Below are 26,128 nucleotides of genomic sequence, written 5' to 3'. Positions count from 1 at the left end.
GGTCTTGTTTTTTGCTTTTTAGCCGACTAGTGCTTAATCTTTAGTTATTAATTTACTAACATAGATAGGTGAAAAGGTGGCTAGGCCGCTAAGATTAGAGTTCGAAGGTGCTTTGTATCATGTTACGTCGCGTGGGAATGAGCGAAGAAGGCGGCTTAAGTGCACAAATTTATCTGCCTATAAAAATACAAAATTCTGCACAGTAACCTGTGCAGAGTTTGCTATTTGTAACACTTATATATCTGTAAAACTGATATAACCGTTGAGCTTAAAGTGCTTTAAAGCGGATGGCAGTGCCGCCGCTGGTTGCTAGTTTTAAAGTTAGCTTATCGTTTGCACTAACTACGCGCTTTTCGATATCTAAATCGTACGGGTTGTTTTTCCATTCTGCGTTTTTACCGTCTTGGTATATATGCGCTTCAAACTTTTTACCTTTTTCTAAAAAGTCGAGTTTTACCTCAATGGTGCGGGCTTTTTCGTCAGTGACTGCACCTAAGTACCAATCGTTTCCTGAGTATTTATCGCGTTTTCGTTCTTTACGAGCGAATACAATAAAGTCGCCCACCTCGCCATCTAGCGCAATACTTTGCTGCCAATCGGTTGGTACATCTTGAATAAATTGAAATGCATCAGGTTTAGCTAAGTAGTTTTTAGGTAGGTCGGCAGCCATTTGAATCGGGCTATACAGCACAACATAAAGTGCAAGTTGCTTGGCAAGCGTTGTTTGTGGGCGGTTTGTATCATCGCCTAAGCCATTAAAGCCCATATCAAATATACCGGGAGTAAAGTCCATTGGCCCTGCCAGCATACGGGTAAACGCAAGCATAGGGATATGCTCTGGCGGGTTAGGCGGTGTGCCCCATGCATTAAACTCTTGCCCACGTGCGCCTTCGCGCGCAATCCAGTTGGGGTAGGTACGGCGCAGGCCTGTGTCTTTTATAGGTTCGTGAGTGTTAATACTAATTTTATGTTTAGCAGCGAGCTTTACGTTATAAAGGTATTCGTTAACCATAAATTGGCCGTCGTGCCACTCATGGCGGGCAATGCCGTTTTCATCTATGCGTTTTATGTTACCGCCATCGGCCACATAGCCCGTTTTAACTTGGCTTACGTTTGACTTTTCGTATAGGGCAAAGGCATCTTCCATTTGATTGCGATAGTTAGTTACATTGCCCGAGGTTTCGTGGTGGCCAATTAACTGCACCCCTTTTTGCTTACCGTAGCGGGTAAGCTCCTCAATATCAAAGTCGTCGTAGGGTTGTGTAAAGCTAAACACATCGCCATTAAAAAACCAGTCGCCATCCCAGCCTATGTTCCACCCTTCTACTAGCACGCCGTCAAAGCCATATTCTGCGGCAAAGTCCATGTAGTATTTGGTTGTTTGAGTTGTAGCACCATGTTTTTCACCACTGCCCCATGTTTGCGTATTTATATGCATTCCCCACCAAATACCGACGTATTTACCGGGTTTTACCCACGATACATCACCTAATTTATTTGGCTCATTAAGGTTTAAAATAATATCGGAGTTAATCAGGTCGACCGCTTTACTGCCTATTTGAATAGTACGCCACGGTGTATTAAATGCGCCTTGCTTTTTTACTGCAATGCCGTCAGACCACGGTGTTAAATCAGCTTGAAAAACACCTGGTCGACGCTGGTTAAGGGTCATACCTGCATAATCGACAAGGGCTGCTTCGTGAATGCTAACGTGTACGCCCTCTTTGTTTTTAAACGTAAAAGGGGTGTGTACTAAGGGGGCGTCGTTAACTGGGGTGGTGTTATAAACATATTCGTAACGGTTCCAGCCTCGGGCTGGGATCCACCACGCTGTTGCACTTTGGCTGTCGGTAATGGCAAATTCGGTAAGTTCTTTTGTGATTTCTATATTTTCAAAACCGGGTTGCTTGGGTACTTCGTATCTAAAGCCCACACCGTTATTAAAGGCTCTAAATTTAACGGTAAATATGCCGCCTTGTGGTTTTTTAAATGTAACAGCAACTTCGTTATGATTGTCGGTTACGATTTGTCGTTCGCCCCAAGGTTGTTGCCACTGGGTGTTTTGTGTGTTTTTTTGTGTATGGGTTATTTTAAAGCCTTCGCTAAAAGGGGCTTGTTGTTTAAATTTAAACCCCAGTGCGGAGTGATTAATAACCGGTTTGTTTTTAAAGTCGATTGAATAGCTGGGGGTCGTTAATTCGTCAGAAATAGTTATTTTAATATTGCCGTTGGGCGATTGTAATGTGGCTGTTTGTGCAAAACAGCTGCCCGAAAAAGCGAAAAGCAGAAGTGCTGATATTCTCATTTAAGAGATCCTTACTGTGTCAGTGTGACTTATCAGGATAAAGGCTGTTGTTAGCAAATACGAATGTCTACATACGTATTCATTATCAAATAAAATAGAAAGAAATAATTCACCTAATAGGTCTATACTGTAAATAATTTGAAAAATAAGAATAGTAAGATGATGTTCAAATATTTAACGTTAATTATTGTCATGTTATTAACTTGGCAGGTACAAGCGGTTTCTATCACGGTTAACAATAATAAAAATGAGCCTATGGCTAACGCCGTGGTGTGGCTGACTTCTGAGGTGCTTTCTAGCCAACCCAGCCAAGCAGATACACTTTATTCTATGGTGCAAAAGGATAGGGAGTTTACGCCGCGTATTTTAGTTGTACCACAAAATGCAAAAGTGGAATTTCCGAACGCCGATTCAATTTTGCATCATGTGTATTCGTTTTCTGAGGCAAAAACGTTCGAATTAAAGTTATATAAGGAACAACCCAAGGCGCCATTAGTGTTTGATCAAACCGGTGTTGTTGAGTTGGGATGTAATATTCATGACTGGATGCTTGGTTATATTGTGGTTGTTGATAGCCCTATTTTTGCTATTACCGATAACAGCGGACATGTAGATTTAAGCGCAGAGCCAGGCGAGTACACCCTTAATGTGTGGCATTCAGGGTTTGGCGATATAAGCCATGTTGAGTCTAAAAAAGTCACCTTAGGGCAAGCTTCATTTATTTATAAAGTGAAACAAGCCATAACCGAGCAGTTTGATTTTGCTACGGATGAATTTGATGATTATTAACCACATGCTTAAATATGCGGTTGTAAGTGGTGTGTTTTTATTTAGCGCATCAATTAGTGCACAGGTTAAGGGGCTGCTACAAGTACGTGCAGTTCAAGGCGACACGCTAAAAAGCTTTCAAGACGGAGGCACTGGCTTATACCGGCACGATACTAAAAGCGATAGCGTGTTGTTATCGCAAGGTATTATTGATGTGCGCGCCGATTTAGCAACAAGTTGGTCTGCTCATGGCGTGTTAAACGTTAATCAGGACCCTGATGTAGGATTAGGTTTAACACAAGCCTATTTTACATATAAACCATTAACCAGTAGCGCTTATAAGTGGCATGTGCGAGTGGGTGGTTTTTATCCGCTAATGTCGTTAGAGAACCCAGATATTGGCTGGACATCTCCTTACAACTATACCAATTCAGCAATTAATAGTTGGATTGGTGAAGAGCTTAGAACCGTTGGCGCAGAGGTAACAATAAAACGCCCAGCTAAACGTTTTAACAGCCCGCATAGTTTTAGTTTAGTGGGTGCAACATTTAAAGGTAACGACCCTACAGGCACGCTGCTGTCTTGGCGCGGTTTTGCCATGCACGATAGGCAAACTACATTTAACGAAGGTATTAGGTTTGCACCCGTTGCGGCACTTGATGACTTTTCACTGCGTTGGCAGGCAAACCAGGTTTTACCGTTTGAAGAAGTTGATGGGCGCTTTGGCTATTACCTAGGTGCACACTGGGATTTTTTAAAACAGTCACAATTTAGGGTTTATTATTACGACAATAACGGTGATCCGACTAAACTAAACATTAGTTCTGGGCAATATGCATGGCATACACGCTTTACCAGCGCTGCTTGGTTATATAAATTTAATAATAAAACGCGTTTTATAACGCAGGTATTAACGGGTAAAACCGAAATGGGGCATAACAAATTAATAGATAACGCCTTTTATAGTCATTATTTAATGTTAAGCCATAAAGAAGGTAAACATAGAGTATCGGTACGGTACGACTACTTTAAGGTAACCGATAACGACACGACAGTATTTGACCCAAATGCAAGCGATGGCGAAGGGTTAACAGCCTCATGGCGTTACGCGTTTAGCAAACATGGTCAACTAGGTATTGAAGGCTCAGCACTAAAAAGCTTTATAGACAATAGAGCTGCAATGGGGTTACAGCAGCGAGTTTCGCAGCAGCAAGTAATGATTAACACGCAATGGAAGTTTTAGGTTTTATCAACCTACTGCAATTTTAGGTTTAATTTGTAATAGGCGTTTAGTGCCTTGTAGGACGATAAAATGAATTTGCATAGTATTCGCGTTAAAGTGTCGTTTCCTATTGTTGTATTAGGACTTGCCATACTCTCGTTAATTGTGGGGTATACCTACTTAATAACTTTACAAAAAAATGCACTTGATGTGCAGTCTGAAAAGTTTATTAAGGCGCTGTCTCTTGCTTTAAACGCAGACCGCGACCTATACCAAGCTAAAGTTGCCGAATTAAATTTAGTAACCCATTCAAAAAATACAGAAAAGTACCAGGCAGAGCACGAAGAAAATGCAATGCAAGTTACTGACAAACTTAATCAGTATTTATCTTTAATGAAAAACTACCCCAGTATAGTTAAAGAGCTAAATGGCTTTGAAAACGACTTTAATACGTGGCTAGCAGCGTCAAAAAGCTACATAGCTGATAAAAATAACCAAGCCAAACAAACGAATTCAGAGCAAGCATTTGCCACTTTAAGGATTAAGCTTGATAAAGCCGGCGAACTGGCTGAAAAAACCTCTGAGCAAGAAATTATCACGCTTTCATCTAATATTATTTCAACCAAAATTATGATGTTAGTCATCGTTGTTATTATTTTAATTGCAGCGAGTTGGTTTAGTTACAGTGTGCCTAAACAACTCACTCGCCAAATCAATTATGTAACTAAGCGCATTAGTGATATTGCCTCCGGGGATGGCGACTTAACTGGGCGCATACAAGTTACGTCTAAAGATGAGTTTTCTGACTTAGCCACCGAATTTAATACTTTTTTAGATAACTTACAGCAATTGATACGCGATATATTAGAGCAATCTAAAGAGTTAAATGGCTTAGGTGTTGAGCTAAGTAAAGTGGCCACACAAAATAACAATGTAAACCAAGCCTTGGGGCAAGCGTCAGAGTCTATTGTAAGCGCAGTCCATGAAATGAGCACTGCCAGCAAGGAGGTGGCAGGTGTTGCGCAGCAGTCATCAAGCGAAGCCGATAACTCGTTAAAACTAGCTCAACAAGGGCTTAGTGCGGTGGCTAACTCTAGTTCGCGTATAACTTCCCTTTCTAACAATATGGAGCAAGCAATGGCTCGCTCTACAGAGCTACAGCAAAGCTCTGACAATATCGCTAAAGTTTTAGAGGTCATTCGCGCCATAGCAGAGCAAACAAACTTATTAGCACTTAATGCGGCAATAGAGGCGGCACGCGCTGGTGAATACGGGCGAGGCTTTGCGGTTGTGGCTGACGAAGTAAGAACGCTCGCTACGCGCACACAAGATAGTACCAACGATATTCAACAAATGATTGAGCTGTTTGCATCGAGTGTATCGCAGTCAATTAAAGCCATCGATGAAAGTAAGCAATTTGCAGATGATGCTGTGGAGTCGTTTTCACAAACTAACGATATACTCAATGCTATGCAAAGCTCATCGACTAAAGTAAACGATATGGCGATGCAAACTGCGCAAGCTACGGAAGAGCAAACAACGGTTTCTGATGAAATAAGCCATAACTTATCGTCACTTAACGATCAAACCTTAGAGGGTGGGTCGCTGGCGCGCACAACGCAAGATGTATCAACTAAAATGGAGCAGCTAACAGATGAACTTAATCGATTAGTTAACCGGTTTAAGGTTTAATATAACAAAAAGGGAGCCTGTAGAGCTCCCTTTTTGGCGTATTAACATTTATTATTTTTTATCAAACGCGCGTTTCATAAAGTTAGGTGTTGCTAATGCACCATGGTGAATACCGCTGTTGTAGTATTCACTTTGCTCGGCTATTTGTGCTGCGCCATCTTCTCTGAAGCCGTTAAAGGTTTCAGACTTACGAGCAAGAGTTACCGACCATAAACCGCTTGGGTAAATTGGTTGTGGGAATGGTAATGTTTGTAAATCGTTAAAGCCAACACTTAGCATCGCTTCACGCATTTCTACCAGTAGTGGCATATGCATAAGTGGCGATTCACTTTGCTGTACTAAAATACCGCCAGGGCGAAGTGCATTTAAGCAGCTTGTGTAAAATGCATGGTTAAATAGACCTTCGCCAGGTCCTACCGGGTCTGTGCCGTCAACAATAACCACGTCGATAGACTCACTAGCTGCTTCGCGCATGTACTTAATACCATCGTCAAACATAACTGTAGCGCGTGCATCGTTATTAGATTCGCACAGCTCTGGGAAGTATTTTAACGACATTTGCGTAACTACTTCGTCTATGTCAATTTGCGTTACGCTTTCTACGCCAGGGTGCTTTAATACTTCACGTAACGTGCCGCAGTCGCCGCCACCAATAATAACCACATTTTTAGGGTTTGGGTGTGCTAAAAGTGCAGGATGGCTGATCATTTCATGATAAAAAAAGTTTTCGCGGGTTGATACCATGGTACAACCGTCGATGATCATTAAATTACCAAAGTCTGTGGTTTCGAACATTTCTACTTTTTGAAAAGGAGACTGTTTTTCATCTAACTTTTTGTTAATACGTAATGAAAATGCGCTGCCGTCACGATCGCTAATTTCAGTAAACCACTTACTTTGATCTAAGTTTGCCATAGTTGCTGATACACTTTTTAGGTTGAGGTAAAAAAAGGGCAATTCTGCCAGTGCTTGGCAGTTTGCTCAATGACATTTTAACTGATTTAGCGAATAAAGTTAGTTAGGAGAGAGTGAAAGTTCAATTTTTGTTAGCCTAGGAGATAGCGACGTATTAAAATGCGCCTTTATACCTAATTGACGAAAGAAGAGTTGCCATGACCTGGGGTTTAGAAACAGCACGTGCCACTTATAATGTTGCTCATTGGAGTGATGGCTATTTTGATATTAATGCACAAGGCGAATTGGTTGCCTACCCCGACGGCGATCAAAGCAAAGCTGCAATCTCTTTAACCGATTTAACTGAGCAATTTAAACAGCAAGGGTTAACACTGCCTGTTTTAGTGCGCTTTACCGACATTTTAAAAAATCGTGTTGATACGCTTACTAATGCTTTTACTAAAGCGCGCAGTAGTCGTGAGTACAATGGTAAATACACCTGTGTTTATCCTATCAAAGTAAATCAGCAGCGCTCTGTTGTTAGTAAATTATTGGCGCACCCAAGCGGGTTAGTTGGCCTTGAAGCGGGCTCAAAACCAGAGTTAATGGCTATTTTAGGTGTGGCAAAAGAGCCAATCACTATTGTATGTAATGGCTACAAAGACAGTGAGTTTTTACGTTTAGCGTGCATTGGCCAAGCTATGGGGCACAGCGTAAAAATAGTAGTAGAAAAGCTATCTGAGCTAACCACTTTACTTGAAGAAATCGATAATTTGGGGATTGAACCTGCAATAGGTATTCGAATTCGTTTAAATTCGGTGGGTAAAGGTAAGTGGCAAAATACCGGTGGCGAAAAAGGTAAGTTTGGTTTAACTGCAGGGCAAGTATTAAGTGCGGTAGAAGTGCTTAAAAAACACAATAAATTACACTTGATGCAAATGGTGCATTTTCATATTGGCTCTCAAATTGCCAATATACGTGATATACACCGCGCACTTCGTGAATGTGCGCGTCACTTTGCAGAATTAACACAGCTAGGTGTGCCGCTCAATACCGTAGATGTTGGGGGCGGTTTAGGCGTAGATTATGAAGGGTCGGGCTCTCGTAGTGCGTGCTCAATGAACTACACAGTGGAAGAGTATGCTCGTAACGTAGTCAACGCGTTTGCTGAGGTGTGCGACCAACACGATTTAACCCATCCGGCTATTATTACAGAATCAGGCCGTGCTTTAACCGCGCATCATGCGGTACTCATCACCGATGTGATTGACGTTGAAAAAGCACCCAATCATTTAAATCCAGAACCACCGCTTGAAAACAGCGTGTTAGTGCTTGATGAAATGTGGCAATGCTTACAGCGTTTAAATCCGCGCATGGCGCTAGAAATTTACCACGATGCGATGCACTTATTTAGCGAAGCTCACGATCAGTACGTACATGGTTTAGTAAGCATGTTAGAGTGGGCGAAAATAGAGCAGCTTTATTTTACTATTTTACACCGCGTGCGTGCATCGCTTAGTAATAACGCCCGCGCACACCGAGAAGTACTTGACGATTTAAATGAAAAATTAGCCGATAAACTGTTTGTTAATTTTTCACTGTTTCAATCGTTACCTGATGTGTGGGGCATACAGCAGTTGTTTCCGGTTATGCCAATCGAAAACTTAACGCAACCGCTTACTCAGCGCGCCATTATCCAAGATATTACTTGTGACTCGGATGGGCAAATACGCGAATACGTTGAAGGTGCAGGTATTGAAACCAGCTTACCAATCCCTGAATATAAGCATGGCGAACAATACCACCTTGCTATGTTTATGGTGGGCGCGTATCAAGAGATTTTAGGTGACCTACATAACCTCTTTGGTGATACCGATTCAGTGCATGTTGAGCTAAACGACGACGGCTATGTATTAACCAATGCCATAAAAGGTGATAGCGTTAAGGATGTATTAAAGTTTGTTGATTACGATAGTGCTATTTTAGCTGAAAATTTTGCTTATCAAATTAATAAACTAGACGCCTCAGAGCAGTGTAAAGCGGGTTATTTAGCCGAGCTCAATGCGGGCCTTGAAGGTTATACCTATTTTGAAGATTAATTTTTAAGTATAAAAGCGCAGTGTTTAATGCTGCGCACCGTTAAAGGAATAGAAGTAATGTCAGTTATTCGTAGTGTTTTTAGTCTTATTTTTTATGCATTAAACACACTTTTTTGGTTTATACCTATTTTTATTTGTGGCTTATTAAAGCTTATTCCTATTAAACCATTACAAAAGTTATTGAGCTGGATTGCTAAGCAGTGCGCCACTATTTGGGTGTCGTTTAATACCTTAAACCAGTTGTTACTCACACCAACAAAACTTAACGTAACGGGCTTAGACTCTCTTAAACTAAAAGATTGGTACTTGGTGATTGCCAATCATCAAAGCTGGGTAGACATTTTAGTATTGCAGCGCGTATTTAATCGTAAAATTCCGTTTTTAAATTTCTTTTTAAAGAAAGAGCTCATTTATGTGCCTGTGTTGGGATTATGTTGGTGGGCGCTCGACTTTCCATTTATGACGCGCACCAGTAAAAGCCAGCTTAAAAAGAACCCTAAACTACGTGGTAAAGACTTAGAAACAACACGTAAAGCATGCGAAAAATTTAAAGAAATGCCTGTGACGGTAGTTAACTTTGTTGAAGGTACGCGCTTTACGCAAAGTAAACATGCAAAACAGCAAAGTCCGTTTCCGCATTTATTAAAACCAAAAGCTGGTGGTATTGCCTTTGTTATGCAAGCAATGGGTGAGCAAATTTCTCAAGTTGTGAACGTTACATTGCATTACCCTGACGGTATTCCTACGTTTATGGATTTTGCTGGCGGAAAAGTAAAAAATATTAATATACACGTGAATGTTATGCCAGTAAGTGACGAGCTAATTGGTGATTACACGGGCGATTCTGAATTTAGAGTTCGTTTTCAAGGCGAGTTAAACCGTTTATGGGAAGAAAAAGAACAAACATTGCAATCACTTGACGCCCCAACAAGTACAAAATAACACGGTGAGCTTACAGTTATGCTAAAAAAATGGTTACCAAATTGGCTAAATGGCCTAATTGTAGGCTGCGTATTATTTACTAACCTTATAATTTTTGGCGTATTGGTATTACTTTTAGGATTAGTGAAGTTATTACTCCCTATTCATGCTGTTAATCTTTTATTACATAGCGCTTATCGGGGGTGGTGTAACGGTAATCGGTTAGGTTTATGGCTAGGCTGCCCAGATATTAAAATTGATGTAAAAGGTGATTTAAACTCAAAAAGTTGGTACTTACTAATTTGTAATCATATGAGTTGGTTAGATATTACGGTACTTAGTTCGATGCATGCGTTACCCGCCCCTAAGTTTTTTTTAAAAGACGATTTAAAGTATGTGCCATTTATTGGCACTGGCGCATGGGCGATGGGAATGCCATTTATGAAGCGTGTAAGCAAAGCGCAAATAGCTAAAAACCCAAAGTTGAAAGGGTTAGACATAGAGCGTACCAAAAACAGCTGTCGTAACTTTCGTAACCACCCAACAACTATTATCAACTTTGTTGAAGGAACGCGTTATACCCCCGCTAAACATGCACAACAGCAAAGCCCGTTTAAGCACTTACTAAAGCCAAAGGCTGGCGGAATTGCCTTTGCACTGGAAGTACTCGGAACCCAGTTTGATGCTATGTTAAATACCAGTTTAGTCTATAGCGGTAAGTCAGATCATGTGTGCCGCAACTTATTAAAAGGTGAGCTAGACTCTATTCACGTATCAATTGATGTAATGGCTATTACCGACACTATGTTAGGTAGTTATCAAACAGATGAAGCGTTCAAAGCTAACTTTCAACAATATGTGAACGATTTATGGGTTGCAAAAGATAAGCAATTGGCAGGTATTTATGCCCAGCAGGCAATGCCAGATGCACAAATTAGTAAGGAAGCCAAAACACTATGACCAACACCCATATACAAGAGCTAATTGCTCCTTGGTTTGAAAATGTCCCCGACGCTGCTTTTTTTAGTGCACTAACGGCTACCGCCATTGGCATTTGCTCGTTACTTGTTGTGTATTTATTTACTCGCAGGCTTATGCTGCCAGGTATTCAAAAGGTGGTTACTAAGTTATCGCCTGAGCGTATTGGCGCGCTTTCCCCAATGTTAACTAAGCTTAATAAGCGTATTGCTGGGCTCCTGTGTTGTGTATTGTTTTTAGCCACCTTTGACAGTTTTTATCCGGTTGGTGAGTTAGCGGCTGAAATACTTAAAACCATAGGCCAAGCCTTATTAATTATTTACACTGGTTTTATTATCAGCAGTATTGTTAGTATCGCTGCTGCTATTTATAACCAATTAGACTTTGCCCGAGAAGTTCCCATTCAAGGCCTTGTTCAAGTTGTAAAACTAATTACCTTTATTGTGTGTGGCATTTTAATTGTTAGTATTGTGCTTGAAAAATCACCGACATATATTCTTTCGGGTTTTGGTGCTATTGCCGCCGTCACTTTATTAGTATTTAAAGATACGATTTTAGGGTTTGTTGCCAGTATACAAATTGCGGCTAACCGATTAGTTACTTATGGTGATTGGATCCAAGTTGATAATTACGGCGCCGATGGTGAGGTAATAGACTTAGGCTTAAATACGGTAAAAGTACGTAACTGGGATAACACCATTACGACGATTCCTACGTACATGCTGGTGGCCGGGTCGTTCAAAAACTGGCGAGGTATGCAAGAGTCGGGTGGGAGGCGGATTAAGCGCTCACTCAATATTGATATGAACAGTATTTGCCTAGTAAACGACGAGTTTAGAGCGCAAATTGATGCGGCTATTCCGCTACATGAGTATATTCGAGTGTCGGCATTACCAGAGCCTGTGTCTAATTTAGGGCTGTTTCGCCGTTATGCTGAAGGGTATTTAAAGCAGCATAGTAAAATAAACTCTTCGCTTACTTTAATGGTGAGAGAGCTTCAACCGTTAAACCACGGTTTACCTATTGAGTTTTACTGTTTTAGTGAAGATAAGCGCTGGATCTCTTACGAACATTTGCAAGCCGAAATAATGGATCACTTACTTGCCGTGCTGCCTATTTTTGGATTACGTGCTTATCAAAGTGTGAGTGGGCAGTTAAGCCCACCAACCAATGCGGGGCAAACTGAAAAGCCCAGCATTAAAGTGCCCAATAATGCTGTGCAAGACCCACGCTAATAAACAATATTAATAGCCACCAAATAGGTGGCTTTTTAAATCGTAGCCATGCAAAAGCCACAACAACTAACCCAACATGTAACCAGCTGTGCACTGCCGATGTCCAAATAGGTGAATATAAAGCTGCGGCCAAAAAGCCCACAACGGCAGCATTAAGTGCGGCAATTGAACTAGCAAAACGCGGTTTATTAGCCAAGTTAAGCCAGCTTTTTTGAAATGCTAACATTAATAAAAAGCCGGGTGAAAAAATTAATAACGTAGCAACCAGTGCGCCAAATAAAGGCTGCGCAGTATTAAGTTGTGCACCTAAATAAGTAGCAATAGTAAACATAGGGCCAGGGATTGCTTGAGCGCTGGCATAAGCACTTAAAAATTGGTCATCGCTCAGCGCAGGTACACCAGCTTGCAATACAGGTAATACAACGTGCCCACCACCAAACACCATAGCGCCTGCTTGGTAAAAAGGAGCAAATAATGCAAATTCTTTTCCAAGAGGGGCAAAGCTAATAGCCAGTAACAATGCAAATAAGCTCAGAGCAACCCAGTTAATATTACTTTTTGTGTTGGTATTCGTATTTTGAGTTGCCTCGCCTAATTTTAATAAAGGCCATATAGCACCAATAGTTGCAGCAATAACTAAAACTGCAATTTGCGTGCTTAACACCGGGAGTAGTACAAGCGCTAAAGTGCTAAATACGGCAAGTAACTTTAGCACCGCACTTGTGCAAAAGCTTTTAGCCATAGACAGTGTGGCATCAGCTACGATGACCACGGCAAATAGTTTCAAACCCGCAATAATGGCATAATAAACGGCATCAAATTGGTGTGCACTAATGGCCAGTATCACCATAATTAAAAAAGATGGCAGCGTAAAACCAACAAACGCGGTAATACCACCTAATATCCCTGCGCGTTCAACGCCAATAGCAAAGCTCACTTGGCTCGAACCAGGCCCCGGCAACGCTTGGCTTAAACTAATTAATTGCGCGTAGCGTGTGTTGGTGATCCAATTTAATGTATCTACAAAGTGGCGCTTAAAATAGCCTAAGTGTGCCGCTGGGCCACCAAAGCTCATGCAGCCAAGTAAAAAAAACTGTCTAAAAATAGCAATCAGCATTGCGCTTGTATCCTTTTTTGAATTCATTAAATTGTCACAAAGGAATATGACATATTTATTAAAACTCAATTTTGTAGGGTTAATAACAAAATTATAAGGTGATTGTTACGCACTTCATAGTTTGTTCATACAGGTAATTACATACTGTTGCTAATTTCTAAATGAATAGGACATCATCATGACATTATCAAAATCACTTTTAAGCGTTACAGTAGTGGCCGTATTACTTTCAGGTTGTGAAATGAATAATACCGGCAAAGGCGCGGCAATTGGCGCAGCTGCTGGTGGCGTGCTAGGTAAAGCAACGGGTAACCACAAAGACAAGCGCATATTTATTGGTGCTGCTATTGGTGCATTAGCAGGCGCTGCCGTGGGTGATTACATGGATAAGCAAGAAGAAGCGTTTCGTGATGAATTAGCCGGTTCGGGTGTTGAGGTGGTACGCGAAGGCGATAACTTACGCTTGGTTATGCCCTCTAATATTACGTTTGCAACCGACCAATCATACATTTCAACAGGGTTTAACGATACGCTAAACGCCATTGCTAAAGTTATGAACAAGTATGAGAAAACCTACCTAAGCGTAGAAGGACATACAGATAGCACAGGCCAAGATAGCTACAACATGAACTTATCGCGCGAACGTGCTCAAAGTGTAAAAGCTTACTTAGCCAACCAAGATATTATGGCAGCGCGCATTAGCACTAGCGGCTTTGGTGAAACACGCCCAATTGCCACTAACGACACTGCAAACGGGCGAGCTCAAAACCGTCGTGTAGAAATTCAAATAGTGCCAAATACAGAAGGTTAATCCTTATTAAACTGTAATTCACACAGCTTTTGATACAGCGGGTTGCTTGCCACTAACTCTTGGTGAGTACCCGTTGCAATAATTTCTCCATTTTCCATCACTACAATCATATCTGCGTGGATAACTGTTGCTAGCCTATGTGCAATAATAAGCGTGGTTCTATTTTGCATTAAGTGCTCAAGCGCGGCTTGTACATGGTGCTCACTTTGCGCATCGAGTGCGCTGGTTGCTTCATCAAGAAGGAGTATTTCAGGGTCTTTTAAAATAGCCCTAGCAAGTACAATACGTTGCTTTTGACCACCCGATAACCTAACGCCTTGCTCGCCTAAAAAGCTGTTGTAACCTTGTGGTAATTGTTTAATAAATTCATCGGCATGAGCATGTTTTGCAGCAGCGTATACTTGTTCATCAGTGGCGTTTGGGTTGCCGTAACGAATGTTATGCATTACATCTGAGCTAAATAAAATAGGGTTTTGTGCCACCATGCCCATTTTGTCACGCAGGGTGTTTAAAGAGAGCGACTTAATATCAATATCGTGAAATTTTATTGCGCCACTAGCTGGGTCGTAAAAGCGCTGTAGTAGCTCAAATAAGGTTGTTTTACCTGCGCCAGATGGGCCAACAATAGCCACTGTTTGACCTTGCGAAATGCTTAAGCTTATTTTGTTAAGTGCACTGACATCCGGGCGAGACGGATAATTAAAGCTGATATTTTCAAGCGAGATTGCAGGCAAGCTTGCGTTATTTTGTAGCTGAGCGTCTTGCGGGTTTTCAGGATTTTCAATTTCACTTTTTACCGCAAGTAATTCAAGTAAGCGGGCGGCTGCACCTGCCGCTCTTTGCAATTCGCCGTACACTTCTGCAACCGTTGCCACCGACATTGCCACCATAATAGCGTAAAACACGAATGCACCCAGTTCACCCCCGGTCATAGTGCCTGCCAGTACATCACTGCCGCCAACCCACAGCATTGCGCTGATGGCACTAAAGGTTAAAAATATTACAGCAGCAATTAAAAACGAGCGCTGTTTAATGCGGCTTTTGGCAACGTTAAAGGCTTTTTCGGTTTCAAGTGCAAAAGCATGTTGCTCTTGCGTTTCGTGGCTATAACTTTGTACCACTTTAATATTTTGAATGATCTCGCCGGCATAGGTGCTTATATCGGCAATGGCGTCTTGGCTAGAGCTTGCAAGCTTACGCACCTTTCTGCCAAATACCATCATCGGCACTAATACTAGTGGCACACACGCAACCACAACTAGCGTGAGTTTTAGGTTAGTTATTAATAACATGACCAAACCGCCAACCAGCATTAATGTACTGCGCAGCGCCATTGAAAACGAGGAGCCAATAATAGATTGCAGTAAAGTGGTGTCGGTTGTTAAACGCGACATAAGCTCGCCACTGCGGTTTTCTTCAAAGTAGCTTGGATGCAATGTCACAATACGGTTAAACACGGCCTTACGAATATCGTTACTCACTCGCTCGCCAATCCACGACATTAGATAAAATCGGCTAAACGTGCCTACAGCCAATAAGCTAATTAAACCAATAAGTACCAATACAGCTTGTTTAAGTTGCGCTTGAGATCCCGCAATAAAGCCATGATCTATAACAAATTTAACCCCTTGGCCTAACGATAAATTAACACCAGCCGTTACTAATAAAGCGCCAAGGGCTACTACGACCATCCATTTATAGGGTTTAATAAATGCAAAAATAGGCAATAAACTGCTAAATGCAGCTTTTTCGGTTGCGGGGGTAATGTTTGGCATAGTGGATTCTTTTTATAAGTTGAGGTATAGATATGGCATCATTGAATTAAAAATCAATAGCTTTAAAAATCATCAATAAGGAATCGTTATGACAAGCAACATAATAACAGGCCAATTTACGGTGGCATTAGCCCCAATAGATGGCTATGCCAAAGGTCAAAACGGCATTAATTTAGGGCGTATGTCTATTGATAAAACATTTAAAGGCGCACTTAATGCTACTAGCCAAGGCGAAATGTTAAGCGCCATGACGCCAGTGCAAGGCAGTGCCGGTTATGTAGCAATTGAGCAAGTAATAGGCGAGCTTGAAGGCAAAAAAGGCAGCTTTGTATTACAGCATTTTGGCACAATGGATAAAGGCCAAGACAGCCTAATTTTAAATGTAATTCCCGACTCAGGCACTGATGAGCTAGAAGGATTAGCGGGTAGTATGAAAATACGCATTGAAAACGGTGTACATAACTACGATTTTCAATACACGTTATAAAATACACAGGGATTTAAATGCAAAAAGTAATCGAATTTAGAAAGACCCGCTTTATGGGTGGGGTAGACATAGCGGCGCTGAATGATCGCATACAGGAATTAAATCAAGATGGCTGGAAGGTAATTAGCGCAGTGCCCATAACCGGTTTTTATGGGCAAGTGCATGGTTATACATTATTTATTGAAATTGACGAGCTGTAAATGACTCTTTCTATGTGGTTAGGCCTAGTGGCTATTTGTATGATGGGCGCAATGTCGCCGGGTCCAAGCCTTGCGGTTGTATTAAAGCATTCGCTTAACGGCAGTATGAAAAACGGCATGCTAGCGGCGCTAAGTCACGGTATTGGAGTGGGGTTATATGCGGGAGCCTCATTAGTTGGCTTGGGTGCGTTAATGCTGCAGTTTCCTACTGTGTATCAGGTGTTAGTGTATTTAGGCGCTGCCTATTTAGCTTACCTAGGAATTAAAATTTTATTGTCTAAACCCAACAATGATGAACTTAAAATACAAAATAGTGAAGTGAGTTGCATTAAAGCACTACAAGATGGGTTTGCCATTGCCTTTTTAAATCCCAAACTTGCTATTTTCTTTTTAGCCTTGTTTTCACAGTTTATTGATCCAGAAAATCTTACCCTAAGCATTGCAATGGTGATGTGTTTAACTGTATTTGTGATTGATACCGGTTGGTACTTACTTGTTGCCGCCCTAACAGAGTTTTCTAAAAACCGTTTTGGGTTTACTAAACACAATCCATGGTTAGACAAAGTACTGGGTTTTGTATTTGTTGCCTTAGCCATTAGGGTGGTAGTGAGTATTTAAGCTATTGCTAACTAAATTGCTCAAAATAGCTACAGCCTAAGTGGGCTATACTGCATACGTATTCATCACAAAATATTCACCTTTTGGTTACAATTTGTTGGGTGTGTTTTTACTGCACTGACACACCACACAAAACAATAACCAAAAGGCACACACATGCAAAAGTTTAAATTAAATGCGCTCATGCTGGCATTATTTGCCGCCAATAGTGCTATTGCAGCTACTGAAGAACCACCTGAAGACACGAGTAAACCCGCTCAAGTTCAAACCGATGTAGAAGTGATTGAAGTGCGCGGCTTTAGTCGCAGCTTAATTCAATCGCTTAACCAAAAGCGATTTAGCGATACCGTTTCGGAGCAAATTTCTGCTGATGACTTAGGCGCCTTGCCTGATATTTCAATGGCCGATGCACTGACTCGTTTACCGGGTATTTCAGCTGTGCGTACTGGTGGGCAGGCTGCACAAATTAATATACGCGGGCTTTCGGGCGGCTTTGTATTTTCAACACTTAACGGTCGTGAGCAGGTATCTACAAGTGGTAGCCGCAGCATTGAATTTGACCAATACCCATCAGAATTAATTAGCTCTGCGGCGGTATATAAATCGCCAAAGGCATCGCTTATAGAAGGTGGTGTGGCAGGTACGGTAGAGCTTGAAACTGCCAGCCCACTTAATAATGATCAAAAACATAAATTTGTAGCTAATGTGCGTGGTATGTACAACGACCGTGCATCTGAGGTATCGGATGCCACTGAATTTGGCGACCGTATTAGCTTTTCGTATCAAGGTAAATATTTAGACGATACATTAGGTGTGGCACTGGGGTTTGCGCGTTTGTTTCAACCAAGTGTAGCAACACAGTTCATTGGCCTTGCATACAACGATAGAAAAGATGTTGATGGCGCACCAAACGACACAAATGGCCCCATAGATAGCCCAGAAAGTGAATACATTAGCGAAGGCTTTGAGTTACAGCATTTAGGCGGTGAAGAAACCCGTAATGGTTATTTAGCTGCCATAGAGTGGGCACCGGTAGATAATTTTAAATTAAAAGGTGATGCGTTTTTATCTCGCTTTGATAAAGAGTCATTTGCCCGTGGTTTTAGGGTTAAATTAGGCGGCCCCTCGGCAGCATACGCAAATGCACAACTTGATGGCAATGCTGTAATTGGTGCAGCGGTTAATCGTACTTCGCAAAGTTATACCCGTGTTGAAATAGTGAATGACGACAACCAAGATTTTGACGAAGTAGACAGCTTTGGCGTTAATGCCGATTGGCAAGTAACCGATAGACTAAATGTTAATGCCGATGTAGCGCTTTCTCGCGCAAAAAGTAATTTTAGAAATGGCTTACTGTGGAGCTTAGTAGCAGAAGATGCCAATGCAGAAACGCCGGTATTTGATAACAACGTTGCAATTAACTATCAATTAAATGGTTTAAATTTACCTGACGTTGGGTTTAATCAGGCGGCCGCCTTTAGTGATATAGACCGAGTAATGGTCAGTAAATATGGTATTTACCCTGATCAAACCGAAGATGAAGTAACGGCATTTAGACTCGACTTTAAATACGAGTTAGAAAGCGACATTTTTAGCTCAGTAGAGTTTGGTGCGCGCTATTCAGATAGAGAATACAGCCGAAAGCGTTCGGTATTTGAGTACGGTAACGATGGGGCATTTTCATCAACGCAGCCCCCTTTGCGTTTAACCGACGATATGGCATCAGTGGTTGATTGGCAGGGCGACTTTAGTTATTTTCCATCGTATTTAGCCATTGATTTAGATAAAGCGCTTAATGCGTGGTTTCCAGATGGCACGCCACAGCCAGTGCAAACCTGGGGCAACGCCGATGGCGTAGACGACGCGCAAGGTTACACAACGAACTATTCGTGGTCAGTGTTGCAAAGCGGCTCGGTGTTTGAAGATGTGTTAGCCGCGTACGTTATGGTAAACATTAACACGCAAATTGCCGGGCTTAACCTATCGGGTAATGTGGGTGTGCGCCGTATCGAAACCGATCAATCGGCAACCGTACTTGAAAACGTAGCAGGCGATGCGCGCTTAGGTGCGCAAAATATTGTTGATGAGAATGGCATTGTAAATGATTTATACGCGCCTAATGTATTAGGCACTAAATACACCGATTACCTGCCTTCGCTAAATTTAAACCTGCAACTTAACGACAACTCGCTAGTTCGTTTTGCTGCGGCTAAAGTCATGTCGCGTGCACCAATAAACCGCTTAGCGGGCGATGCCAGCGCAAACGTAAGTGACGATGGTGTTATTAACGGTTCAAGTAATAACAACCCATTTTTAAAACCCTTTTATGCTGACCAGTACGACTTATCTTACGAATATTATTTTGAAGAAGGTAACGGTACTATCGCTGCGGCGCTATTTTATAAAAATATAGACTCGTTTGTAGAAACCTTATCAATCGAAAACTTCGATTTTAAAGGTAATGGCTTTAACGTACCTGACTCAATAGAAGATCCAGTCAGTGGCGAGCAAGTTGCAACGACCAACGGTATTTATACCACGGCAGTTAATAATGGCGAGGGTGGCTACATTAGAGGGCTAGAGCTTGCTTATACGCAAGTGTTTACCTTTTTACCTGAACCATTTAATGGTTTGGGCGCTAACGCAAGCTACTCATACACCGAAAGTGAAATTGAATCGATCACCAGTTTAGGGGGCGATACTCTCGTTCAATCTTTACCTGGGTTGTCTAATAATGTGCTAAATGCCACGTTATTTTATGCCTTAGACGATTTTGAAACGCGCCTTAATGTGCGTTACCGCGATGAGTTTGTATCAGAACAGGTTGCCATTAACGAACAGGTGGTTAATTTTGATGCTGAAACCGTCATTGATTTTCAAACGTCTTATCGCTTTAGCGATTCACTCACCATGCTTTTGCAAGTTAATAACTTAACCGATGAACCAACCCAAAGTTACTTTGGGTCGCAGCAACGAACAGGGACTACTCAGTACTTTGGTCGTCAGTTTTATCTTGGTTTTACATACAGTCATTAATTAGCAAACGGAGCGTTTAAAAATGAAAATTATAACAATGTCTAAATATTTGCTAATAGCCTTAGGGTTAATGATATTAGCAGGATGTGGTGGGACAGATGAGGTTGAGTCAGGACAGCAGCTTTTAACCTGCAATGTGCCACAAGTACCAAATGAAGCAGGTTCGCAATGTGTGGACCCTGAGCCTATAACGTGTGCAGCGCCGACTGTACCAGATGAAAAAAACGAAAGCTGTGTTGTGGGCGCCGACCCAACATTGCCTGATCCTATTGTATTTGCAGGTGAAGGTGAGGCGGTTTTATTTTATAACCGTTTAGCTGACGATAACTACGAAGGTTACCGATTACATTCGTGGAATAATGATGTGTGTGATGCTTATGCACCTCCATTTGACACGAGCGATTGGGCTAACGGCCATGAATATGATGGCATTGACCCAAACTACGGTGCCTACTGGATAATTAACCTCAAAGAAGGTTATAACGAGTGTGCTAATTTTATTGTGCACATTGGTACCGAAGGATCGGGTAAAGCGTTTGGTGATGTTGATTTAACCATGCCGCTTATGCAGGACGATGAAAAGTTTCAGCGTATGAACTTTACCATCCATGGTGAGCCTTCGGTGTTTGAATACCCTATTCTAAGCTTGGGCGAACGTCCGGTAGCGATAGATGGTGCATCAGCACATTGGATTGATTTAAATACAGTATTGTATAAGCCAAGTAATGAGCTTACACAAATCATTAAGTTGCATTCTTCAGCAACCGCTGACTTGGTGGTTGATTTAGACACTGGACTAAATGGTGAAGCTGTTGAGCTGACTACAACCGAGTTAAGTGATGAGCAAGCTGTAAAAGTACCGCATTTAATGGATTGGACTGCTTATCAGGGAAATTGGGATGCAAACGCTGCAAAGCAGCTTATAAAGCAACAGCTTGTTGTTGCAGGCTACGATGCCGATGGCAAGCTGCTAGAAGCGACCTTTGTACAATCAGCAAAAGTATTAGACGCACTTTACACTCAAGGTGAAAGCGACGCGAATGAAGCCATGCTAGGTGTGCATTATAATAACAATGCAATCGATGTATCGGTTTGGGCACCCACTGCAAATAATATGATGATCACGGTTTTCGATGCTAATAAAACGCAAGTTGATAGCAGTGCGATGACGTTTGATAGCAACACAGGTATTTGGTCTATCAGTTTAGATAGCAAATACGATCGTCATTATTTCCGTTTTGCATTTGATGTTTATCACCCAACCACTAAAGCAATTGAAAGCTTATGGAGTACCGACCCATACTCACTCAATGTATCGAGTAATGGGCTTTATTCACAACTAATCAACTTAAGCGACGACGACACTAAACCCGAAGGTTGGGATGAGCGTATTGTGCCTACTATTACTAACCCAGAAGATGCGGTTATTTATGAAGGTCATGTACGTGATTTTAGTGTTCGCGACCAGTCAGTAAGCGAAGCAAACCGCGGTAAATACCTTGCATTCACTGAACTTGAAAGCGTGCCAATGCAGCACCTTAAGCAATTAGCTGATAAAGGCTTAACACACTTTCATTTACTGCCAGTAACTGATATTGGCACCATTGAAGAAGATGCCTCACAGCGTGTGGAAATTACAGACACCTTAGGTAAATTATGTGAGCGTATTAACGATGAAGCGGATGCGTGTAAAATCGAAGATAAAAGCAGCACCATTGTCGATATTATGCAAAGTTACTTGCCTGGCTCAGATGATGCACAAGCATTAGCCAGTGCGATGCGTGATTTAGACGGTTTTAACTGGGGTTATGACCCTCATCACTTTATTGCGCCTGAGGGCTCGTATGCATCAAGCAGCGATGGCATTGCTCGCGTAGTTGAGACACGCGCTATGGTGCAATCACTGCAAGAAGTAGGACTTCGTGTGGTGCTTGATGTGGTTTATAACCATACAACGTCGTCGGGTATCTGGGAAAAATCAGTGTTTGATAAGTTGGTACCGGGTTATTACCACCGTTATAACGAAGTAAGTGGTGAAATAGAGCGCTCAACCTGTTGTGAAAACACAGCAACTGAACATGTGATGATGGATAAGTTTGTTGCAGATTCAATGGTTATTCTTGCTCGTGACTTTGGTTATGACAGCTTTCGTTTTGATGTAATGGGCCATATGCCTAAATCATCAATATTAGCTGCGCGTGAAGCAGTGCAAGCAGTCGACCCTGATAACTATTTTTACGGTGAAGGCTGGGATTTTGGTGAAGTAGCTAACAATCGTTTATTCACACAAGCTAAACAGGCTGATATGGCAGGCTCAGAAGTCGGTACATTTAACGACCGTATTCGTGAAGCTGTGCGTGGTGGTGCAATGTTTAGTAATAACCCGACAGATGGCAACCTAGCCGAACAAGATACGTTACGGTTATCGCTGGCGGGCAACTTACAAAATTACATTCTTAAAGACTTTAAAGGTAATTCATCTAAAGGAAATAGCTTTACTTGGAATACGCAACCAACAGCGTATGCATTAGACCCAGCAGATAGCATTAACTACGTGTCTAAGCATGATAACGAAACACTGTGGGATCAGTTGCAATACAAACATGCATCAAGCATGAGTATTGAGCAACGTGTGCGCGCGCACAACATGGCATTGTCTATTCCACTTATTAGCCAAGGCATTCCATTTATGCAATTGGGCGCTGATTTACTGCGTTCTAAGTCAATGGATCGTGATAGCTATAATGCCGGTGATTGGTTTAATGCTGTTGATTTAACCAAGGAAAATAATAATTGGAACATTGGTTTACCAAACGCAGAGAAGAACCAAGAAAAATGGTCTGAAATTATGCCTATCTCTGCTAATCCAGATGCACAGGCAATGCCGCAAGACATAGCCTATGCAGGTGATGTATTTAACGAGTTTTTACAAATACGTAGCAGCAGCCCACTATTTAGATTAACCACGGAGCAAGATGTTATTGACCGTGTCGGATTTCATAATGTGGGTAAAAACCAGCAACATGGCTTAATTGTCATGAGCATTGATGATGGCGAAGGGCTAACAGACTTAGACCCAGCACTTGATGCGCTTGTTGTCGTGATTAACGCAACCGAGCAAACTCTTAGTCATACTATTGCTACCGCAGCGGGCTTTGAATTACACGATGTATTAAAAAACAGTGTTGATACAAGCATGACCAGTGCTAATTTTGCTGCTGGCGAAAACGAAGGCACATTTACTGTACCGCCTTACACGTTAGCTGTTTTCACTAAAAACCAAGGTGAGAGCCAAGGTACTGGTTTAAGTGCAAATGCAACCGTAGGCGCACCTGATGTTGTACCTTATGGCAGCACCGCAGTGTTTGTTCGTGGTACGTTAAACGACTGGGGCACACGCGATGCATTCGACTATATTGGCGAAGGTGAATACCGTATAGCAATTGCGCTAAGCGCTGGCGACTACGAGTTTAAAATTGCCTCTGAAGATTGGTCAACGGTTGATTTTGGCGCGCTTTCTGATGCCGATAAAGACGTTGTTGAAAATCAAAGCGAGCCATTAACGCGCTCAGGTGCAAACATGACCTTTAGTGCTGTTATTGATGCAACTTATGTATTTTCGCTTGATGCTTCAAACCCAGAAAATCCAACACTTACTTTATATAATGAAGAGCCATTTGTGGGTACTGCCATCTATGTGCGTGGGACGCTTAATGGATGGGGAATAACCGATGAGCTGAGCTATCAAGGTAAAGGTATTTATACTTTTACTAAAACACTGAGTGCTGCAAGCTATGATTTTAAAATAGCGTCTGAAGATTGGAGCACTGTTGATTATGGCTCTGGCGAGAGTGATGCAAGTGTAATGATAGGCACTGCAGAGCAGTTATCGGTTGCAGGCGCAAATATGACCATGGATATTGCAGAAGAAGGTGAATACCAGTTTATATTTGACGCCAGTGATTTAAATAACGTATCACTGAAAGTACTTAACGCTGAAATGTTTGCACAAACACCGGTGTTTATTCGCGGCAGTTTAAATGGGTGGGGTACAGACAACCCACTGATGTACCAAGGTAATGCGGTTTACTCTACATCCATAGAGTTAGAAGCGGGCGACTATGAGTTTAAAGTAGCGTCTGAAGATTGGAGCACCGTTGATTATGGCGGTACAGGTGATGCACCTGTAGCCACTGTTGGTCAGCTTACTTCACTCGAAGCCATAGGCGCTAATATAGCACTCAATATTACCGAACAAGGTACTTACACCTTTAAGGTAATAGGTCCAGATAGAGAAAATGTGAGCATACTTATAGATAAACAGTAGCAGTTATATTTTCCCAGACCTAAGCCGAGCACAATCCTGCTCGGCTTTTTTAATGCCTAATTAATACCCAACTAAAGTCATATTAAAAACGATAGTTAACCGACATCATAAAGGTTGTAGAGTAGTCGGTATCAATAATTGGAGAGTCTTCAATGTCTGAGTCGAGTTGCTTGTAATTAACCATGGCATTCGCGTTCCAATTTTTATTAATGTAATACATTAAAAATAACCCCGCATTGTAGTTTACTGTAGAGCTTAGTTTGTAAGGCGCATACGTGCTTGATTCGCCTTGGGCTACACCATAATAATAGTTAGATATATCACTGCTGTTTAACTCAACACCCACAGAAGGAACAAGCATTAATTGCTTAGATAACTTAATAGGGTAGCTGTAATTGGTTTTAAATTTAGCGCCATCACCGTGGCCTATTACATCATGAGTGGCACTGGCCGTAATTTTGCCAAAGCCTGCGCTGTAGCTCACTTGTGTACCAGCATAAAGTGACAGCTTTCGATCGTTCAAAGCCTTTATTGCTGCAAGGTCTGAATCGGAGGTATCAAAGTTATCACCTGGTTCAAGCACAAGTGACCAATTAAATCCGTTATGTTCTAATAATTTATAGTCAAGAGACAGCCCTCTCAAGCTGAGCCGTTCACCTTCGTAAGTGATCATAGGTAACACTAAGGTTTTATTATCGGTTCCCGCATAAGGTGAACTGGTAGAAATAACACCGCCCCCTAACGAAAATTGTGATTCAGCTTGAGCGCTGATACTACAAAGCGCAAAGGTGCTTACTATTATCTGTATTGAGTTTTTAATATAAGGATTCATAAAATACCTTGAATGTAAGATAAGAAAAAAATAGTTTTATATTCAGACGGATAACACTCTATCCTTAACCGGTGATTAGCTATAACTGGGTTTAGTGTAGCTTTATATGCTGCAGTTGTTTGTAAAAGAGTGTGTGAAAGTTTGTTTGAATGTAAGTAGCTCAATTGCATTAACTTCATTGTTAACGTAATTTGGGTTTTTTAAGGTGAAAAAACGATCTAGTACAGGATACGCACCCAAATTAAATTAAGGATAAACACATGAATAATCTCGTTTTAAAAAGTGCATCTTTCGACCCGAAAGTGCAGCAATACTGGATGTTAATGGCCACTTTTTTTAGTGTACTAGCACTCGTGACGATTCCGTTGTTACCCATTGTTTTAGCGATAGTGTGGCTAGTGGGAGGGCGAATATTGGCAGCTATGTCGGCACAATTACTTACGCAAAAACTCGTTGTAAAACGCGGGATATTTTTTAAAGAAGAAAAATCAATACCGCTAGAAAAAATAACAGATGTAGGCCTAAGTCAAGGCCCAATAATGCGCATGTTTGGGCTGTATCGGTTAAGTTTTGAAACAGCAGGGCAGTCTGGCCACGGTGCATTAGTGTCATTACTTGGTGTTGAAAATGCCAGTGAATTCAGAGAAGCCATACTTGAGCAAAAAGATAACTTAACTGCAAACACACCAGCAAAATCATCAAATGAAGAAACCCCGCAAAGCCAACTAGAGTTAATACGTACACTTACCTATAGCGTAAAAAACATAGAGAACATGCTTGTTACGCTACTTGATGAAAAAAAATAGCTTTT

Annotated in this window: 19 protein-coding genes; 14 read left to right on the top strand and 5 right to left on the bottom strand. The window is 41.6% G+C overall.

Annotated features, from left to right (window positions below):
- Positions 1 to 268 precede the first annotated feature (268 nt).
- The gene (locus AC27I2_RS19055; protein ID WP_487205177.1) at positions 269 to 2,305 is read right to left on the bottom strand and encodes a glycoside hydrolase family 97 protein; all 2,037 of its coding nucleotides are present in this window, start codon (positions 2,303 to 2,305) and stop codon (positions 269 to 271) included.
- Between the two features lie 162 nt (positions 2,306 to 2,467).
- On the opposite strand from AC27I2_RS19055, the gene AC27I2_RS19050 reads away from it, so the two are divergent.
- The 3 genes from AC27I2_RS19050 (at position 2,468) to AC27I2_RS19040 (ending at position 5,987) form a co-directional block, all read left to right on the top strand.
- The gene (locus tag AC27I2_RS19050) at positions 2,468 to 3,094 is read left to right on the top strand and encodes a methylamine utilization protein (RefSeq protein WP_487205179.1); all 627 of its coding nucleotides are present in this window, start codon (positions 2,468 to 2,470) and stop codon (positions 3,092 to 3,094) included.
- Positions 3,084 to 4,316, top strand: coding sequence for a hypothetical protein (locus tag AC27I2_RS19045; protein ID WP_487205176.1), 1,233 nt, complete (start codon positions 3,084 to 3,086; stop codon positions 4,314 to 4,316). Before AC27I2_RS19050 ends, AC27I2_RS19045 begins: the two co-directional genes overlap by 11 nt.
- Before the next feature lie 69 nt (positions 4,317 to 4,385).
- A complete protein-coding gene (locus AC27I2_RS19040; RefSeq protein ID WP_487205175.1) occupies positions 4,386 to 5,987 on the top strand; it encodes a methyl-accepting chemotaxis protein in 1,602 nt (533 codons plus the stop codon).
- A gap of 51 nt (positions 5,988 to 6,038) precedes the next feature.
- Here the strand turns inward: AC27I2_RS19040 and speE are convergent, their stop codons facing one another.
- Positions 6,039 to 6,902, bottom strand: coding sequence for a polyamine aminopropyltransferase (gene speE / locus AC27I2_RS19035; protein ID WP_058403599.1), 864 nt, complete (start codon positions 6,900 to 6,902; stop codon positions 6,039 to 6,041).
- Positions 6,903 to 7,099: 197 nt separating this feature from the next.
- Between speE and speA the strand changes: the two genes are divergently transcribed.
- Genes speA through AC27I2_RS19015 form a run of 4 tightly spaced genes read left to right on the top strand, consistent with a single transcriptional unit; the run spans position 7,100 to position 12,114 of the window.
- Positions 7,100 to 8,980 carry a biosynthetic arginine decarboxylase gene (gene speA / locus AC27I2_RS19030; RefSeq protein ID WP_010557735.1) on the top strand — a complete coding sequence of 627 codons (1,881 nt, stop codon included), beginning with the start codon at positions 7,100 to 7,102 and terminating at the stop codon, positions 8,978 to 8,980.
- 57 nt (positions 8,981 to 9,037) lie between these two features.
- Positions 9,038 to 9,922: an acyltransferase gene (locus AC27I2_RS19025; protein WP_487205174.1), complete on the top strand. Its 885-nt coding sequence runs from the start codon at positions 9,038 to 9,040 to the stop codon at positions 9,920 to 9,922.
- Between the two features lie 18 nt (positions 9,923 to 9,940).
- On the top strand, positions 9,941 to 10,861 hold the full coding sequence (locus AC27I2_RS19020) for a 1-acylglycerol-3-phosphate O-acyltransferase, YihG family (RefSeq protein WP_058403598.1): 921 nt from the start codon (positions 9,941 to 9,943) through the stop codon (positions 10,859 to 10,861).
- On the top strand, positions 10,858 to 12,114 hold the full coding sequence (locus tag AC27I2_RS19015; RefSeq protein ID WP_058551405.1) for a mechanosensitive ion channel family protein: 1,257 nt from the start codon (positions 10,858 to 10,860) through the stop codon (positions 12,112 to 12,114). The genes AC27I2_RS19020 and AC27I2_RS19015 overlap by 4 nt, the downstream gene beginning before the upstream one ends.
- Here AC27I2_RS19015 and chrA read toward each other — a convergent pair.
- Positions 12,077 to 13,231, bottom strand: a complete 1,155-nt coding sequence (chrA, locus tag AC27I2_RS19010) for a chromate efflux transporter (protein WP_487205178.1) — start codon at positions 13,229 to 13,231, stop codon at positions 12,077 to 12,079. The two genes, AC27I2_RS19015 and chrA, sit on opposite strands and share 38 nt — an antisense overlap.
- A 178-nt stretch (positions 13,232 to 13,409) precedes the next feature.
- Here chrA and AC27I2_RS19005 point away from each other — a divergent pair, with 178 nt between their 5' ends.
- Complete coding sequence (locus AC27I2_RS19005) at positions 13,410 to 14,042, top strand: YiaD family glycine zipper/OmpA-like lipoprotein (RefSeq protein WP_008129859.1); 633 nt, start codon at positions 13,410 to 13,412, stop codon at positions 14,040 to 14,042.
- On the opposite strand, the gene AC27I2_RS19000 is transcribed toward AC27I2_RS19005, so the two are convergent.
- The gene (locus AC27I2_RS19000) at positions 14,039 to 15,817 is read right to left on the bottom strand and encodes an ABC transporter transmembrane domain-containing protein (protein WP_487205173.1); all 1,779 of its coding nucleotides are present in this window, start codon (positions 15,815 to 15,817) and stop codon (positions 14,039 to 14,041) included. The two genes, AC27I2_RS19005 and AC27I2_RS19000, sit on opposite strands and share 4 nt — an antisense overlap.
- 88 nt (positions 15,818 to 15,905) lie before the next feature.
- On the opposite strand from AC27I2_RS19000, the gene AC27I2_RS18995 reads away from it, so the two are divergent.
- From AC27I2_RS18995 to AC27I2_RS18975, 5 genes are all read left to right on the top strand, one after another.
- Positions 15,906 to 16,304 (top strand): DUF3224 domain-containing protein, encoded by a 399-nt coding sequence (locus tag AC27I2_RS18995; RefSeq protein ID WP_058403593.1) that lies wholly within the window; start codon positions 15,906 to 15,908, stop codon positions 16,302 to 16,304.
- A 17-nt stretch (positions 16,305 to 16,321) separates the two neighbouring features.
- On the top strand, positions 16,322 to 16,504 hold the full coding sequence (locus tag AC27I2_RS18990) for a DUF4177 domain-containing protein (RefSeq protein ID WP_058403592.1): 183 nt from the start codon (positions 16,322 to 16,324) through the stop codon (positions 16,502 to 16,504).
- A complete protein-coding gene (locus AC27I2_RS18985; protein WP_487205172.1) occupies positions 16,505 to 17,122 on the top strand; it encodes a LysE family translocator in 618 nt (205 codons plus the stop codon).
- Positions 17,123 to 17,278: 156 nt separating this feature from the next.
- Positions 17,279 to 20,158 (top strand): TonB-dependent receptor, encoded by a 2,880-nt coding sequence (locus AC27I2_RS18980; RefSeq protein ID WP_487205171.1) that lies wholly within the window; start codon positions 17,279 to 17,281, stop codon positions 20,156 to 20,158.
- 22 nt (positions 20,159 to 20,180) lie between these two features.
- Positions 20,181 to 24,485, top strand: coding sequence for an alpha-1,6-glucosidase domain-containing protein (locus AC27I2_RS18975; protein WP_487205170.1), 4,305 nt, complete (start codon positions 20,181 to 20,183; stop codon positions 24,483 to 24,485).
- Between the two features lie 82 nt (positions 24,486 to 24,567).
- On the opposite strand, the gene AC27I2_RS18970 is transcribed toward AC27I2_RS18975, so the two are convergent.
- Positions 24,568 to 25,317, bottom strand: coding sequence for a MipA/OmpV family protein (locus AC27I2_RS18970; protein WP_219422980.1), 750 nt, complete (start codon positions 25,315 to 25,317; stop codon positions 24,568 to 24,570).
- A gap of 260 nt (positions 25,318 to 25,577) precedes the next feature.
- Between AC27I2_RS18970 and AC27I2_RS18965 the strand changes: the two genes are divergently transcribed.
- Entirely contained in the window at positions 25,578 to 26,123 is a 546-nt protein-coding gene (locus AC27I2_RS18965) for a PH domain-containing protein (protein WP_487205169.1), read from the top strand.
- Positions 26,124 to 26,128 lie beyond the last annotated feature (5 nt).

The organism is Pseudoalteromonas sp. NH0006-46 (assembly GCF_057547735.1).
The sequence above is the reverse complement of the archived record's forward strand: the minus strand, read 5'-3'. Positions and strand labels throughout refer to the sequence as shown.

Coding starts and splice junctions, on each gene's coding strand:
- AC27I2_RS19020 (WP_058403598.1), top strand. CDS start 9,941: ATGCTAAAAAAATGGTTACCAAATTGGCTAAATGGCCTAATTGTAGGC.
- speE (WP_058403599.1), bottom strand. CDS start 6,902: ATGGCAAACTTAGATCAAAGTAAGTGGTTTACTGAAATTAGCGATCGT.
- AC27I2_RS18995 (WP_058403593.1), top strand. CDS start 15,906: ATGACAAGCAACATAATAACAGGCCAATTTACGGTGGCATTAGCCCCA.
- chrA (WP_487205178.1), bottom strand. CDS start 13,231: ATGCTGATTGCTATTTTTAGACAGTTTTTTTTACTTGGCTGCATGAGC.
- speA (WP_010557735.1), top strand. CDS start 7,100: ATGACCTGGGGTTTAGAAACAGCACGTGCCACTTATAATGTTGCTCAT.
- AC27I2_RS19045 (WP_487205176.1), top strand. CDS start 3,084: ATGATTATTAACCACATGCTTAAATATGCGGTTGTAAGTGGTGTGTTT.
- AC27I2_RS19055 (WP_487205177.1), bottom strand. CDS start 2,305: ATGAGAATATCAGCACTTCTGCTTTTCGCTTTTTCGGGCAGCTGTTTT.
- AC27I2_RS19025 (WP_487205174.1), top strand. CDS start 9,038: ATGTCAGTTATTCGTAGTGTTTTTAGTCTTATTTTTTATGCATTAAAC.
- AC27I2_RS18975 (WP_487205170.1), top strand. CDS start 20,181: ATGAAAATTATAACAATGTCTAAATATTTGCTAATAGCCTTAGGGTTA.
- AC27I2_RS19005 (WP_008129859.1), top strand. CDS start 13,410: ATGACATTATCAAAATCACTTTTAAGCGTTACAGTAGTGGCCGTATTA.
- AC27I2_RS19050 (WP_487205179.1), top strand. CDS start 2,468: ATGTTCAAATATTTAACGTTAATTATTGTCATGTTATTAACTTGGCAG.
- AC27I2_RS19040 (WP_487205175.1), top strand. CDS start 4,386: ATGAATTTGCATAGTATTCGCGTTAAAGTGTCGTTTCCTATTGTTGTA.
- AC27I2_RS19000 (WP_487205173.1), bottom strand. CDS start 15,817: ATGCCAAACATTACCCCCGCAACCGAAAAAGCTGCATTTAGCAGTTTA.
- AC27I2_RS18990 (WP_058403592.1), top strand. CDS start 16,322: ATGCAAAAAGTAATCGAATTTAGAAAGACCCGCTTTATGGGTGGGGTA.
- AC27I2_RS18965 (WP_487205169.1), top strand. CDS start 25,578: ATGAATAATCTCGTTTTAAAAAGTGCATCTTTCGACCCGAAAGTGCAG.
- AC27I2_RS18985 (WP_487205172.1), top strand. CDS start 16,505: ATGACTCTTTCTATGTGGTTAGGCCTAGTGGCTATTTGTATGATGGGC.
- AC27I2_RS19015 (WP_058551405.1), top strand. CDS start 10,858: ATGACCAACACCCATATACAAGAGCTAATTGCTCCTTGGTTTGAAAAT.
- AC27I2_RS18980 (WP_487205171.1), top strand. CDS start 17,279: ATGCAAAAGTTTAAATTAAATGCGCTCATGCTGGCATTATTTGCCGCC.
- AC27I2_RS18970 (WP_219422980.1), bottom strand. CDS start 25,317: ATGAATCCTTATATTAAAAACTCAATACAGATAATAGTAAGCACCTTT.